We start from the raw sequence: 14,445 nt of genomic DNA, 5'->3' as shown, positions 1-14,445 counted from the left end.
GAAAGCAGCGGATTTTAGCAATTACTGGCGCGAATTGTAGTGGCTTTTGAGTCGAATTGGTTGGGTGCTTATAACAGTTTGCGCAGGGCGTAGAGCTGTTCCAGCGCCTGGCGCGGGGTCAGGTCGTCTGGATCCAGGGCTTCCAGCGCTTCCACCGCCGGGTGCGGGGCACTGCCGAACAGGTCAACCTGGGCGGGTGCGGCAACTTTGGGTTGCGACACCGGGACTGGTTTGGGCGCAGGCGCTGCCGTAGGCTGCGCGACCACTTTCACGCCAGGGCCGGAGTCGCGGGTGGTGTGGCCCGCTTCCAGGGCGGCGAGGCGTGCCTTGGCTTCGTCCAGAACTTCCTGAGGGATGCCGGCCAGCTTTGCCACTTGCAGGCCGTAGCTCTTGGATGCGGGGCCCTCCTGGATGCGGTGCAGGAACACGATGGAGTCCCCGTGCTCGGTAGCGTTCAGGTGGATGTTGGTGGCCTCTGGGCACTGCGCGGGTAGTTCGGTCAGCTCGAAGTAGTGGGTGGCGAACAGGGTGAAGGCGCGCACCCTGTCGGCCAGGAAGTGGGCGCAGGCCCAGGCCAGGGATAGGCCGTCGTAGGTGCTGGTGCCGCGACCGATCTCGTCCATCAGGATCAGGCTGTGCTCGCTGGCGTTGCGCAGGATATTTGCCGTCTCGGTCATCTCCACCATAAAGGTGGAGCGGCCGCCGGCGAGGTCGTCGGCGCTGCCAATGCGGGTAAAGATACGGTCCAGCAGGCCGATGCGCGCGCGGTCGGCGGGCACAAAGCTGCCGCAGTGGGCGAGCAGCGCAATCAGCGCGGTCTGGCGCATATAGGTCGACTTACCACCCATGTTGGGGCCGGTGATCACCAGCATGCGGCGGGCGTCGTGCAGGTCGATATCGTTGGCCACGAAGGGCACGTCGAGAACCTGCTCCACCACCGGGTGGCGGCCGCCCTCGACGTGGATGCCGGGCTGCTTGGACAGCTCGGGTTTTGTCAGGCGCAGCTGGTCCGCGCGCTCGGCCATATTTGCCAGCACGTCCAGCTGGGACACCGCGGCGGCGGCGTTCTGCAGCTCTGCCAGGTGTTCGTTCAGGGTGGTGATGAGCTCCTCGTACAGGAACTTCTCCCGGGCCAGGGCGCGGCTCTTGGCGGACAGTGCCTTGTCTTCGAACTCTTTCAGCTCCGGAGTGATGAACCGCTCGGCGTTTTTGAGGGTTTGGCGGCGGATATAGTCCGCCGGCGCCTTGTCGCTCTGGCCGCGGCTGATCTCGATGTAGTAGCCGTGCACGCGGTTGTAACCCACCTTTAGAGTGGGGATGCCGGTGCGCTCCTTCTCGCGCACTTCCATCTGCACTAAATAGTCGCCGGCGTTCTCGCTGATGCCGCGCAGCTCGTCCAGCTCCTCATCGAAGCCCTCGGCAATCACACCGCCCTCGCGGATCACCACCGGCGGGTTCTCTACCAGTGCCCGCTCCAGCAGTTCCACCGTGTCCGGCCACTCGCCCATTTCCCGGGAGAGCTGGCCGAGCAGGCTCGCATCCGTCTCACTCAATTGACGCTGCAGTTCCGGGAACTGCGCCAGAGACATGCCCAAACGGGACAGGTCTCGCGGGCGCGCCGAGCGCAGGGCCAGGCGGCCGAGGATGCGCTCCATATCGCCGATGGGCTTGAGTGCCTCGCGCAGCGGTTCGAAGCGGTAGTCGGCGATCAGCGCGGCGATGGCCTGCTGGCGCTGTTCGAGGATATTCAAGTTGCGCAGGGGATTGTTCAGCCAGCGGCGCAGCAGGCGGCTGCCCATGGCGGTTTTACAGGCATCGAACACCGACAGCAGCGTGTTGTCATCGCCGCCATTGAGGTTGGTGTCGATCTCCAGATTGCGGCGGCTGGCCGGGTCCAGTGCCACGGTGTCTTCACTGCGCTCGGTGCGCAGGGTGCGGATATGCGGCAGTTCGGTGCGCTGGGTGTCGCGGGCATACTGCAGCAGGCAACCGGCGGCACACAGGGCAGCATGCATATGGCTGCAGCCGAAGGCTTCGAGATCCATGGTGCCGAACTGGCGGTTCAGCAGGCGCAGTGCGCTCTCCAGGTCGAATTCCCAGGGCGCACGGCGGCGCAGGCCGGCGCGACGTTCGATTTCTGCCGGCAGGATCAGGTCTTCGGACACCAGCAGCTCGGTGGGGCTATAGCGCTGCACTTGTTCTACCAGCGCGTCCAGCGTGTCCACTTCCTGCACCGCAAAATGCCCAGTGCCCACGTCCAGCAGTGCGAGGCCAAACTTGCCCCCGATCATCACAGTGGCCGCCAGCAGGTTGTCGCGGCGCTCGTTCAGCAGCGCCTCATCGGTGACGGTGCCCGGGGTGACGATGCGCACCACCTTGCGCTCCACAGGGCCTTTGCTGGTGGCCGGGTCGCCGATCTGCTCGGCGATGGCCACGGAAACCCCAGCCCTGATCAGCCGCGCCAGATACCCTTCCGCCGCATGGTAGGGAATACCCGCCATGGGAATCGGCTGCCCCCCGGACTTGCCGCGGGCGGTCAGGGTCACATCCAGCAGTTCCGCCGCGCGCTTGGCGTCGTCGTAGAACAGCTCGTAGAAGTCCCCCATGCGGTAGAACACCAGCTCCTGCGGGTGTTCGGCCTTGATGCGCAGGTATTGCTGCATCATCGGGGTGTGTTCGACTTGCTGGTTCGTGCTGACGGTTGCGGGCATGGGTGAGGAATTCTTTATAAATCAGTGGCTTGGTTGTTCTGGTGTGCCGGCACTAAGGGGGATGTGCCTCCTATTGCGGGCTATCGGGCAAGCGCGCAAGGATACCAAAGCGGCAGGGAAACGACTATCAGACCGGTTGGCCTGACCGCCGCTGGCGAAGGATTCGGGAGAGAGGCGGCTCTTGCTGAAGTCTTGGCAATAGCCGCAGTAGATAGAACTTAGTCCGCACTGATCCTGTAGCAGGGAGTGTACTGTCTCCCAGGCAGTTTCATGCGCTGTTGCTTAATAAACGATTCAAGCAGGGTGTCCATGCTGTGCATCAGTGTTGGATCGCCGCACAGCTCGTAAGGGCCGTTTTTCTCGACGTTGCGGATTCCTTCATCTTTCACATTGCCGGATACGATTCCGGAAAACGCGCGGCGCAGGTTGGCGGCGAGCAGGTAGGGTTCCTGATTTTTGTGCAGGGCGAGCCCGCGCATGTTTTCGTGGGTCGGCGCGAACGGGCGCTGGAATTCGGTGGAGATTTTCAGCTGCCAGTTAAAGTAGTAGGCATCGCCGGTTTCCTTGCGGTGTTCCCGCACTTTTTCGATGCCTGCAGCCATCTGCCGCGCGACTTCCTGCGGATCGTCGATGATGATCTGGTAGCGCGTACGCGCTTCCTCTCCAAGGGTGTTGGCAATGAACTGGTCGATGCGAATGAAGTACTCCGCCGCGCTGGCCGGGCCGGTAAAAATAACCGGGAATGGCTGATCCCTGTTGTCCTGATGCAACAGAATGCCGAGCAGGTAGAGAATTTCCTCCGCGGTGCCCGCGCCTCCGGGGAATACCACAATGCCGTGGCCGGTGCGTACGAAGGCTTCCAGGCGTTTTTCAATGTCCGGCATGATCACCAGCTGGTTGACGATTGGATTCGGCGCTTCCGCGGCGATGATGCCGGGCTCGGTGATGCCCAGGTATTGGCCGTGGCGGTCGCGCTGTTTGGCGTGGCCGATGGTGGCGCCTTTCATGGGGCCTTTCATGGCGCCGGGACCACAACCTGTGCAGATATCAAGATGGCGCAGCGCCAGTTCGTAACCCACTTTCTTGGTGTAGTCATACTCTTCTGCGGAAATCGAGTGGCCTCCCCAGCAGACCACAAGCCGCGGTGTGCGATTGCGATTGAAGGTGCCGGCGTTGCGCAGGATATGAAATACCGCGTCGGTGACGCCCTGCGCAGATACCAGGTTGTAACGCGGGTCCCCGGTAATCTCGCTGTTGACGTAGATGATATCCCGCAATACTGCGAACAGATGCTCGGCAATACCGCGGATCATTTTGCCGTCCACAAAGGCGCCGGCCGGCGCATTGGTGACCCTGAGTTTTACACTGCGCTCGGTGGGGATAACCGAAATATCAAAATCTGAATATTTTTCCAGCAGTTCCTTGCCGTCATCCATGTAGCCGCCGCTGTTCAGTACCGCCAGGGAACAGTTGCGAAATGCCTGGTATTGCGGCCCTCGGCTCTCGTCGCTGAGTTTGTGGATTTCGTACTTGGAGAGAATATCGAACTGCCCGGTGGGTGATACCTGCGCATCGACAACTTCTGAAAACATGCGACCCCCTCGTTAATGTTATGTGCACCTGCAGTATAGGTGATGTAACTGCCGCCTCCGCAAAATCCATCAACCCAGTTTTGGGTGTTTTTTGCTCAGTTCTGGCTTGGTGTAGTTCCCGGCTCCCGGGAAATCGGCCATCAGAATCCCCCTCCTTACTATTTTCCTGACACCAAACATGACTTAACTGTCTTTTTGTCTCTTTTGCGAAATTTATTTGAATTTTTTATTAGTCAGCCATCGCATTCGGCGAATTTTTTCATCAGAATGTCGGAGGAATATCTTATTCCAAGTATTTTTTAGTCCAGTTATAAAGTATGAAACCCAGTGGTTGCGGGTTGCATCAGCAGGAAGAGTAGAGGTGCCACAGAAGCACCTGAAAAAAGCGATGAGTTCCACCGATGGATGGAGCCGTTCTCCGTCCGGGAAACAAGCACAATAACAGCCTGGGAGACTCTCTCATGTTCGATCGAAACGCTTCTGCAAAGAACAAGCTTCAACGTCACTTGTTGGCGATGGCCATTGGTACTGCCGTCGGTGTCGCCTCTCTGGGCACTCCGGTGGCGCTTGCGGCAAACAGCGATGGCGCCATCGTTGGTACGCTTGAGACCACTGAAGCCGCGGTGTCCGGTGTGGAAGTCACCATCCGCAACAAGGACAACGGACTGACGCGAACGGCGAAGGCGGATAGTAAAGGCCGCTATCGCTTTTCGCGCTTGCCGGTAGGCAACTACGAAGTGTTCATCGTGGTTGACGGTGAGCCGCAGGTCCTCGCGCCGAACGTACGCGTAACCATCGGCACCACCACGGAAGTGGCAGAGGATCAGGGTGAGATTGAAGAAGTGGCAGTGATCGGACAGCGCGGCCGCCTGCAGATTGACACCGCCACATCTGAGTCCGGCGTGACGTTTTCCGCGGCGGATCTGGAGATGCTGCCTGTTGGCCGCAGCCTGGAGTCGGTCGCACTGATGGCACCGGGCACGGTTTCCGGCACTGCGTTTGGCGGTGTGTCGTTTGGCGGGTCTTCCGTGGGCGAAAATGCGGTATTCATCAACGGTCTCAACGTCAGCGACGTGGAGACCGGTGTGAGCGCGGGCTCGGTACCCTTCTCCTTCCTCGAAGAGGCCCAGATCAAAACCGGCGGTTATTCCGTGGAATTCGGTCGCACCACCGGTGGCGTGACCAACGCCGTGGTGAAATCCGGTACCAATGAATTCAAATACGGCTTCAGTACCTACTACGAGCCCGCGGCCCTGCGCGGTGGTGGTACCGACGGCTACAACGCGAATGGAGAGCGGGTATCCAGTAACAAGCTCGCCGACAGCGATGACTTCAGCACCAGCTTCTATGCCAGCGGCCCGCTGATCCAGGACAAGTTGTTCTATTACGTGGTGTACGAGCCGCGCAACAACCGCAGCGAAGGGCATACCCTGAATGGTGGCACCACCTGGGAGACCAAAGATGACAGTGCCTTCTGGGGTGGCAAGGTGGACTGGCTGATCACCGACGACCACGCGCTGGAGCTGATCGCGTTTTCCGACGAGCGTGAGTCCGTAACCGATAACTACGACGATGGCGAGTATCTGCAGACGGCCTTTGTTGAGCGCGGTGGCAAGAATTATCTCGCGACCTACACCGGTCAGGTCACCGATAACTTCCTGATTAAGGCCATGTACGGCGAGAGTGAGGGCAACTACGACGCGTCCGACACCTCAGGCTTCGAGTGTGCCTATGTTTATGACAACCGCGTGGATGAGCAGCTCGGTTGCACCACGTCGCGGCAATTCGACGCGCGTGACAATGGTCGCGAGGCATTCCGCCTCGACATGGAATACGCACTCGGTGATCACCTGCTGCGCTTCGGTATGGACGACGAAGTCCGCACTACTGTAATGAATCGCCTTACCACCGGTCCCGACCAACAGTACTACCAGATCTACGATGCCACGCCGGGCGATGCGGTGAACGGCGGTACCGTTGCCGGCGATGCCTATGTGATCGCCTGGACCAAAAACTCCACTGGCGAATTCGAGGCCGAAACCTCGGCGTTTTACCTGGAAGATGTCTGGTCGGTGACCAGCAACATCACCGCTACCCTGGGCGTACGTTTTGACGAATTCGACACCAAGGATGCCGGTGGTAACTCTTTCCTGAAAGTTGACGACATGATCTCCCCGCGCTTTGGCGTGGCCTGGGATATCAATGGCGACGGTTCCTCCAAGCTGTTTGCAAATCTCGGCCGTTACTATTTCCCTCTGGCCAACGGTCTGGTCGCGCGTGAGGGTGGCGGTAGTCTGGACTTGCGTACTTACCACGAGCTGGAAGGGTTCACTTCAGAGACAACTGCGTCCGGTTACACCAATGTGACACCGATTCTCGGTGCCCAGATTGGCGATGTTTACCAGGTGGGCAATTCCACGGCCGGTCTGTCGGGCGCTGAGGCGGTAGTCGACAACGACCTCGAGGCCAGCTATCAGGACGAGCTGATTCTCGGTTACGAAAAACTGGTGGCAGAGAACTGGAAGCTGGGTGTGCGCGGGATCGCGCGGCGCTTCGAAAACGCCATCGAGGATATGAAGATCAATGTAGACGTGGCCGGTTGCGGCAATATTTCCGGTTGGGTGTTCGCCAACCCCGGGCGCGAACTTACCCTGACCCGTGAATGCGACGATGGCCAGACGCGTCAGGTCAGCATCGATCTGGCGAAAAACCAGATGCCGGGCCTCGACGGCCAGCCCCTGGGCGGCCCGGTGCCGGAGCGTAGCTACAATGCCATTGAGCTGATTCTGGATCGCCAGTTCGCCGATCGCTGGTCTTTCAATACCTCATATACCTGGTCCCGTTCCTACGGCAACTATGAAGGTGGCGTGAATTCGGATACCGGCAATGATATTCCCGGGTGGACCGAAGCGGGCGATAACGTTGCCTACCTGCTGGGTAACTACGGCCGTCTGCCAAATGATCGCACCCATTCACTGAAAATGCGCGGTATATATGCGCTGACCGACAGCCTGAGCCTGTCGGCATCTTTCAGCATGATTTCCGGTCGTCCGATCAACGCCCGCGCCCAGGGCAACCCCTTCACCGACAGTGAAAGTTACGACTTCAACTATGTATGTGTTGAAAACTGTTCGGGTGATTACACCAATGCCGAGCGCACCTTTGCTCGCCTGAACAAAGGGCAGTATGGCGATCTCGACTGGATCAATACCCTTGACCTGGGTGCGGCCTACCGCACCCAGGTGGCAGGCAGGGACGTGAGCCTGCGCGCGGATATATTCAACGTGTTGAACAGCCAGAGTGTTACCGATGTGGATGAAATTCTGCGCTACACCATGGCCACCAACAGTGATGACTTCCTTTCTCCCACTGCTTTCCAGACCCCACGAAGTGTCCGTCTGTCTGCCTCGGTAGATTTTTGATCGCGGATTTCTTCTACTTGTCGGGCACTTTCGGGTGCCCATTTTTTTGTATTTCATCGACAATGAACCGACCTTTCCCGTACCTGAGGTAAAACAGCAGAGGTAACAACGTGCGTATTACAGGTTATTGGTTGGCGGCGGTGCTCGGCGCGATGCTCTGTGCCTGCGAAGACTCGGACAATACGTTGCCGGCACAACGCGTGGCGTCAGACTTCACCACCGATGTGCCCATGGTGCGTGAAGCCATGCTGGACGCGACCTACTGGATCGAGCGCCTCGACCGCGATGATGTGCGCATGGATGCGGCGGCAATCCGGCGTTTCAATAACGCGAGTTTTGAACTGGACGAGCACCTCAACGATCTGGATGACTTTCCGCAGACGCTGCCGCGCGAACAGGTGCTGAAATGGATTGATGGCGTTAGTCGGCCCGCGTCTTCTTCTCGCTACCATGTGGATGGCCGCATCGTCAGTGCTGAGGATTACGCGGCGCTCGAGGCGGCGGTGCAGCGAGAGCGCGTCCCCGCCGAGGTAGATGTGCGCTGGGGTATGGTGGTCGAGCGCGCAAGCATGCGCAGCTTTCCCACGGATACCCGCGTGCTGAAATCACAGGACGATCGGGATCTGGATCGTTTCCAGGAAACCGGCGTGTTCCCAGGCCAGAGGCTGGCGCTGCTGCATGAAAGCGCGGACGGGCTTTGGTGGTTTGCGGTCAATTATCACTACGCGGCCTGGCTGCCAAAGCAGGCGGTGGCGCTGGCGGCGCGCGAGCAGCTGGAGCGGTGGGCCGCCCGCGAGCCGCGCCTGATGGTCACTGGCGCAAGTGTTACCACCAACTATAACCCGGAAGATGCGCGCACTTCCCAGGTCTTGCTGGATATGGGGGTCTCCCTGCCTCTGCTCACCGCAAGGGAGGTTGGACATAATGTACACGGTCAGAACCCCTATGCGAGTTACATTGTCTCGCTGCCAGTCCGCTCGGATACCGGAGCACTGGAATTTGAGCCGGCGCTGATTGGCCGTGGACGCGATGTCCGCGTAGGTCCGCTGGCCTACCGGCCTTCCAACATCCTGCGCCAGGCGTTCAAGTTTCTGGGTGAGCGTTACGGATGGGGGCACGATTACAATGCGCGCGACTGCACCGGTTTCGTCGGTGAGGTGTACAAGTCGGTAGGTATTCTGATGCCGCGAAATTCCGGGCAGCAGGGTGCGAGCGGATTCGCACCCACCAAGACCTTTGCACCCGGCGACCGCGAAGAGCGCTTGACCGCGCTGGCAAATCTTTCCGTCGGCGACCTGATCTATATTCCCGGGCATGTGATGATGTACATCGGCCGTGTAGAGGGCGAGCCCTACGTGATTCACGATGTTACCGGGTTGCGGTATTTTGCCGAGGACCAATCACTCTATACGGGAACGCTTTCCGGCGTCTCCGTTACGCCGTTGACGCCACTGCTTCTCAATCGTGAGAAGAGCTTTGTCGATGGTATTTATGCCATTAAAACCATTATCTGATCGCGAATGCCATGAAAATTGTTGACGTAAAACTCGGAATGTTGCGCGTACCGCTGGTAACCCCGTTCAAGACGGCGCTGCGGACCGTAGAGTGTGTAGAAGATGTAATCGTGATGCTGGAAACCGACACCGGTCACATCGGTTACGGCAATGCGCCGGCAACGGCGGTCATTACCGGTGACACCCACGGTTCGGTGATTGCGGCGATCAAAACCATTTACACACCGATGCTTCTCGGGCGTGATGTGGCAGATCTCAATCGCCTGTGCCGGCAGATCGAGGGTGCCATGATCAATAACACCAGTGCGAAAGCCGCAGTGGAAATTGCGCTTTACGATCTGTTTGCACAGAGCTACAACACACCGCTCTACCGCCTGCTCGGGGGTGGCGAAAACAGTCTCACCACCGACATCACCATCAGTGTGGATTACATCGAGAAAATGGTGGCGGACGCAGAGCGCGCGGTGGCGCGCGGCTTCGAGATTTTGAAGGTGAAAGTCGGTAAAGATATCGGCCTCGATATTGAGCGTATCAAGGCCGTCTATGCCGCGGTCAAAGGCCGCGCGCTGTTGCGCCTGGACGCCAATCAGGGCTGGAGTCCCAAGCAGGCGGTAATGGCCATTCGCGGCCTGGAGGAGGCCGGGGTACTGCTGGAATTGGTGGAGCAACCGGTAAAAGCCGGCAACCTGGAAGGTATGCGGTATATCTCAGAGCGGGTCAAAACGCCAATCATGGCGGATGAAAGTATTTTCGGGCCGCACGAAGTACTGGATGTAATCCAGCGGCATGCGGCGGAAATCATCAACATCAAGCTGATGAAAACCGGTGGTATCTCCAACGCTCTGAAGATCGCGGACCTGGCGGGTCTGTACGATATCGAGTGTATGGTGGGTTGTATGCTCGAAACCAGTATCGGCGTATCGGCTGCGGCACATGTGGCCGCGGCCAAGGCTCCCATCGTGTCCAAGCTCGACCTGGACGTGCCGTCCCTGTGCCAGTACGACCCCGTGGTTGGTGGCGCAACCTACAGGGATGCGGATATCATTCTCAACGAAACGCCCGGCCTGGGTATCGAAAGAATTGACGGCCTGCAGCCACTGGCATGATGCCGCTCCCCTGCAGTGAGTGAAGGACCCCATGACCTGTCTCTTGAAAATGCGCGCGATGCGCGACCAGTTGTCGGTTAATGAACGCAAACTGGCGGATTTCATTCTGGACAACACGCCATTGCTCCGGGATTACTCGTCTTCCCAGTTGGCGGATGCGGTAGGGGTCAGTCAATCCAGCGTGGTGAAGTTTTCCCAGAAACTGGGATACCGCGGCTATCCCAGCCTGAAGCTCGCGGTGTACGAGTCTTACGCCGGCACCGTGGCCCAGGGCGAAGAGGCGGATAAAAACGGGCATTTTTCTCACGGCGACAGCCCGCTCAGCCTGTTGGGGCAGAAAAAACTTGAGGTGTTGCACAACACAGCAAGTATCAATGAGTCGGAGCAGTTCATGGCCGCGGTGGAGGCGATCCGCGCAGCAAAGTGCATCCAGATCTCCGCTTGCCCTGGCTCCGCCTCTGTTGCGCGCTATCTGACCCATCAGCTGCTCGAACTGGGTTGCTGGGCGGTGTTTGATGAAGGCGGGCAGCTGCAGCAGCGCATTTCCGGTTCTCTCGGTGAGGAGGATCTGTTACTTATTCTTTGCGATTTCGGCGGAGAGGAATCCCTGGTGGAGGTGACCAACCGCGCCCACGAGCAGGGGGTGAAGGTGCTCAGCCTGACGCGCTACAACTACAACGCGGCGAGTATTCACGCGGATGTTCGCCTGTTTGTGGTGCCCTCGGAAGACGAAGAGTCGCTGCAGCGTCTGTTGTTCCGCTCGGCACAGCTACATGTAGTCGAAGGGTTGGTGAGCGGCCTGTTACGTCAGGAGTGAAATGGCTTGTGCGGGCTTGAGCGTGAAGCCCGCACAGCGCTGTGATGTCAGTTTGCTTCCGGGCTGTCGAGCAGCTGCCATTCCATCGAATAATTCCACTGGTCAAAGTACAGATTGCCACCGCGCCACTCTACTTCGCCGCGCTGTGAATCCACCGTTTCCGAGCGGAAGTGTTGTTTTGCCGGGGTGAACTCGCGGCTGTAATCGGTATTGAAAATCAGCCGGTAGCTGTCCATTCCGCCCAGGTAGAACCAGCGCTCGGCCTCATTTTCGCTATCGAGCAGGCCGTGGGTCACATCCATTGGCATCCACCCGTAGGGCGCGAGGTAAAACTCACCCCAGTCGTGCATGGTGTCGAATCTCTCGGGGGAAAATTCCCAACCGGATTGCCAGCGTGCGGGGATGCCGTTTATACGCATCAGCGTCATCAATAGCAGGGTCTGCTGGCCGCAGTCCGCATGGCCTGCACTGGCTGCGTATTCGCTGATATTGCGGATGGTGGAGTATTCCCGTGCGCCAGCCCAGGGAATCTGGTCCACATAGGCAAACAGTTTTTGTGCAATGCGGTAGGGATTGGTTTCATCGCCAACAATCTGTGCGGAGAGTGCGCGCAGCGACGGTGTGAACAGTATGTGGGGAGCGCGTTCGCTGAGGTAGGGCGCCAGTGCATCCGACGGGGCGATGGGTTTTACCGTATCCGGAACAATCTCGGTATGGCTCGATAGGCTGTCGTATGCATAGCGAACCTTAAATTCCGTGGGTGTTCCTCGCTGCGCCTTTCGCTCCAGGTAAATGGTTCGCTGCGGCTGGGTGGCCGGTGCCAGCTGATGGGCGGCGGGCGACGTCGCCAGCAGCTCGATATTTACCTGCCGCCGTTGGATTTCCTGAGGGAATGGCAGCCAGACGCGCACGGTTTCACCCGCTGGCACCGCGTCGCTGTCGACGGTGAGGGTATACGTCACCTGTATGCGCTGGCGAACCGGTGCATCGGATTCGAGAATCTCGCGGTGGTGCGGGTGAAGGCGATAGAGCGGCGCTTTATCAGTAAAGCGTTTGCTGTCGCGGGCGCGGGCCACGGCCTCGTCGGAAAGATGCATGAGGTTGTAGGCCGATCTCACGAAATAGCGCGGCTGCCCGTCAATGAGCATGGATTCCAGTAACCCCTGGGCGTTCCAGCGGTCTACGTCTTCCTGCGTGGCGTCGGGAACGTAGCGCTGGATGGCAGGCAGCAGTTCCTCTGGTGTCAGCGGGAAATCCATTTCAATCCGGCGCATGCGCTCGGCCTCAAATGCCAGCGCACTCAAATCAGCGGTTGTTTGCCCGGCGTTTTCCCGGTTTAACAGGGCGTGAATCTGCCGCTGAGCCTGAGTGTAATGGCCGCTATCGATCTGTTGCTGTACTGCTTCCAGTTCACTGGGCCAACCGGGTAGGGATATTGTCGCAGTCATCATGGAAATCATCAGGCGTGACCGCCACGGATTGGTATTTTTGGGGGGCACTGTGGGCTCCGTGTGATTCGTCGGTCTGGGGCAGGTACAGCAGATGCCTCAGGCCTACATTGAATGAATAATTTATGATATACATTAAAAACCACGATTGATAAATTATTCGCGCGACTGCGCGGCGTCAACCGTAAAACGAGCCCTGGGCGAAAAAGGGCGAAATAATCACAATAAACAGAGGCAGCATATGACCGCGCGAACATTGGCGATGTCATTTTTCCCGATCGCGGCAGTGTTGCTCGCTGCCTGTGAACGTCCGCCCATGGATGCCGACAGCGCTGCACAATATGTCGAGCGTGTGCTTGAAGAAGAACAGGTGCCCGGCGCCGCGGTGGGCATCTGGTACCGGGGCAAACCGCTGCTGTTACAGGGGTTTGGGGTCACCAATGTGGAGCATCCCCGGCCGGTGGATGATAAGACGCTGTTCAAGCTGGCTTCCACCACCAAAGCATTCACCAGCGCAGCGCTGGGACTGCTGGTGGAGGAGGGAAAGATCGACTGGGATGGCCGTGTTGTCGATTATCTGCCCCAATTTCGGCTCGGTGATTCCTGGGTAACTCAGGAGTTTCGGATTGTCGATCTGCTGACCCATCGCTCCGGTCTCGGCCCCGGGGCGGGTGACCTGATGCTGTGGCCGCAGCCCAATCAGTATTCCCGCAGCGATATTCTGGCCGGGCTGGCGCATCTGCCGGTTACCGGGAGTTTTCGCGCGGATTACGCCTACGACAATCTGCTGTATATCGTCGCCGGTGAGCTGATAGCTGCGGTCAGTGGTGTGAGCTTCGAAGACTTCGTACAACAGCGGCTGCTGCAAAAAATGGGGCTGCAGAACTGTTACGCGGGCCCGGTACCGGCAACCGCGAGAGAAAATCTCGCAGATCCCCACAGGCTTGAGGCAGAGGGCCTGGTGGTGGATACACCCAACCTCGCGGGTGACGACCCGATTGTGCTCGCGGCAGCGGGCGGCATGCACTGCAGCGCCGGTGACATGCTCACCTGGCTGCGCACTCTGATGGCGGGTGGCGAGATACCTGGCGGTGAGCGTCTGCTCAGCGAGGAGACTCGTGATCGCTTGTGGCGGCCAGAAACCCTGATGCCATTTTCCCCCGAGCGCGCCACGCGCGACGGCGGTCATTTCTATGCCTATGCGCTGGGCTGGCGTGTGCAGGATATGCACGGCAAGCGGGTGATCCATCACACCGGTTCCCTCTCTGGCATGTACGCCTGGGTGGCACTGGTTCCGGAAGAAGACGTGGCGCTGGTGGTATTGATGAACCGCAGCGCCGGTGCCGCGCGCCAGGCACTGATTTACGGCCTGCTAAAACCTTTTCTCGGCGCGCCGGAACAGGATTGGCTGGCCTATTTCCAGAATCTTTACGGCACTCCCGCGGAAGCCGTAGAGCCGGAAGTGCTGCCGCCGCCGGCGGGCCTCGTCGCGGTCGATGCACAGGAGCTGCGCGGGCGCTACCGCGATCCGTGGTTTGGCGAGATGGAAATTTTTGCCGATGGCGGACGCCTGCGCTGGCGCGCGCTGAAGTCCCCACGCCTTACCGGTACGCTCGATTCTGCAGGCGAGGGCGTATGGGCGCTGACCTGGGACGACCGCAGTCTCAACGCCGATGCCTGGCTGATGGCCGACCGCGACGATAACGGCGCGCTGATTCTTACCATGCGGGCGAAATCCCGCGGAACCGACTTCAGTTACGATTTTCACGACCTGCGATTTTCGCGCGTCGCTGCCGGGCGCGATGTGGAAACGGCGCAGGATCCCTGAGGAGAAC

The 14,445-nt window shown here is 59.2% G+C and carries 8 protein-coding genes; 5 read left to right on the top strand and 3 right to left on the bottom strand.

Annotation, left to right across the window (positions count from 1 at the left end; all coding sequences use genetic code 11):
• Window positions 1-68: 68 nt before the first annotated feature.
• Together mutS and ppnN are read right to left on the bottom strand one after the other, a co-directional pair.
• The gene (mutS, locus tag GNX18_RS06790) at window positions 69-2,711 is read right to left on the bottom strand and encodes a DNA mismatch repair protein MutS (RefSeq protein WP_166216420.1); all 2,643 of its coding nucleotides are present in this window, start codon (window positions 2,709-2,711) and stop codon (window positions 69-71) included.
• Between the two features lie 218 nt (window positions 2,712-2,929).
• Window positions 2,930-4,303 (bottom strand): nucleotide 5'-monophosphate nucleosidase PpnN, encoded by a 1,374-nt coding sequence (ppnN, locus tag GNX18_RS06785; RefSeq protein WP_138234848.1) that lies wholly within the window; start codon window positions 4,301-4,303, stop codon window positions 2,930-2,932.
• A gap of 461 nt (window positions 4,304-4,764) precedes the next feature.
• On the opposite strand from ppnN, the gene GNX18_RS06780 reads away from it, so the two are divergent.
• From GNX18_RS06780 to GNX18_RS06765, 4 genes are all read left to right on the top strand, one after another.
• A complete protein-coding gene (locus GNX18_RS06780; protein WP_166216417.1) occupies window positions 4,765-7,725 on the top strand; it encodes a TonB-dependent receptor domain-containing protein in 2,961 nt (986 codons plus the stop codon).
• 110 nt (window positions 7,726-7,835) lie between these two features.
• The gene (locus GNX18_RS06775; protein WP_240914273.1) at window positions 7,836-9,239 is read left to right on the top strand and encodes an NlpC/P60 family protein; all 1,404 of its coding nucleotides are present in this window, start codon (window positions 7,836-7,838) and stop codon (window positions 9,237-9,239) included.
• A gap of 11 nt (window positions 9,240-9,250) precedes the next feature.
• The gene (locus tag GNX18_RS06770; protein WP_138234846.1) at window positions 9,251-10,345 is read left to right on the top strand and encodes a dipeptide epimerase; all 1,095 of its coding nucleotides are present in this window, start codon (window positions 9,251-9,253) and stop codon (window positions 10,343-10,345) included.
• Window positions 10,346-10,376: 31 nt separating this feature from the next.
• Complete coding sequence (locus GNX18_RS06765; RefSeq protein ID WP_138234845.1) at window positions 10,377-11,162, top strand: MurR/RpiR family transcriptional regulator; 786 nt, start codon at window positions 10,377-10,379, stop codon at window positions 11,160-11,162.
• 47 nt (window positions 11,163-11,209) lie between these two features.
• Here GNX18_RS06765 and GNX18_RS06760 read toward each other — a convergent pair whose 3' ends face one another.
• Complete coding sequence (locus GNX18_RS06760; protein WP_240914272.1) at window positions 11,210-12,661, bottom strand: transglutaminase-like domain-containing protein; 1,452 nt, start codon at window positions 12,659-12,661, stop codon at window positions 11,210-11,212.
• A gap of 190 nt (window positions 12,662-12,851) precedes the next feature.
• On the opposite strand from GNX18_RS06760, the gene GNX18_RS06755 reads away from it, so the two are divergent.
• Complete coding sequence (locus GNX18_RS06755) at window positions 12,852-14,438, top strand: serine hydrolase (protein ID WP_166216414.1); 1,587 nt, start codon at window positions 12,852-12,854, stop codon at window positions 14,436-14,438.
• The last annotated feature ends 7 nt before the right edge of the window (window positions 14,439-14,445 follow it).

This window comes from Microbulbifer sp. SH-1 (assembly GCF_011326135.1).
Classification (GTDB): domain Bacteria; phylum Pseudomonadota; class Gammaproteobacteria; order Pseudomonadales; family Cellvibrionaceae; genus Microbulbifer; species Microbulbifer harenosus.
The sequence above is the reverse complement of the archived record's forward strand: the minus strand, read 5'-3'. Positions and strand labels throughout refer to the sequence as shown.

Excerpts from the sequence above, each read along its gene's own strand:
- GNX18_RS06770 (WP_138234846.1), top strand. The coding sequence starts at position 9,251 with ATGAAAATTGTTGACGTAAAACTCGGAATGTTGCGCGTACCGCTGGTA.
- GNX18_RS06765 (WP_138234845.1), top strand. The coding sequence starts at position 10,377 with ATGACCTGTCTCTTGAAAATGCGCGCGATGCGCGACCAGTTGTCGGTT.
- GNX18_RS06755 (WP_166216414.1), top strand. The coding sequence starts at position 12,852 with ATGACCGCGCGAACATTGGCGATGTCATTTTTCCCGATCGCGGCAGTG.
- GNX18_RS06780 (WP_166216417.1), top strand. The coding sequence starts at position 4,765 with ATGTTCGATCGAAACGCTTCTGCAAAGAACAAGCTTCAACGTCACTTG.
- mutS (WP_166216420.1), bottom strand. The coding sequence starts at position 2,711 with ATGCCCGCAACCGTCAGCACGAACCAGCAAGTCGAACACACCCCGATG.
- ppnN (WP_138234848.1), bottom strand. The coding sequence starts at position 4,303 with ATGTTTTCAGAAGTTGTCGATGCGCAGGTATCACCCACCGGGCAGTTC.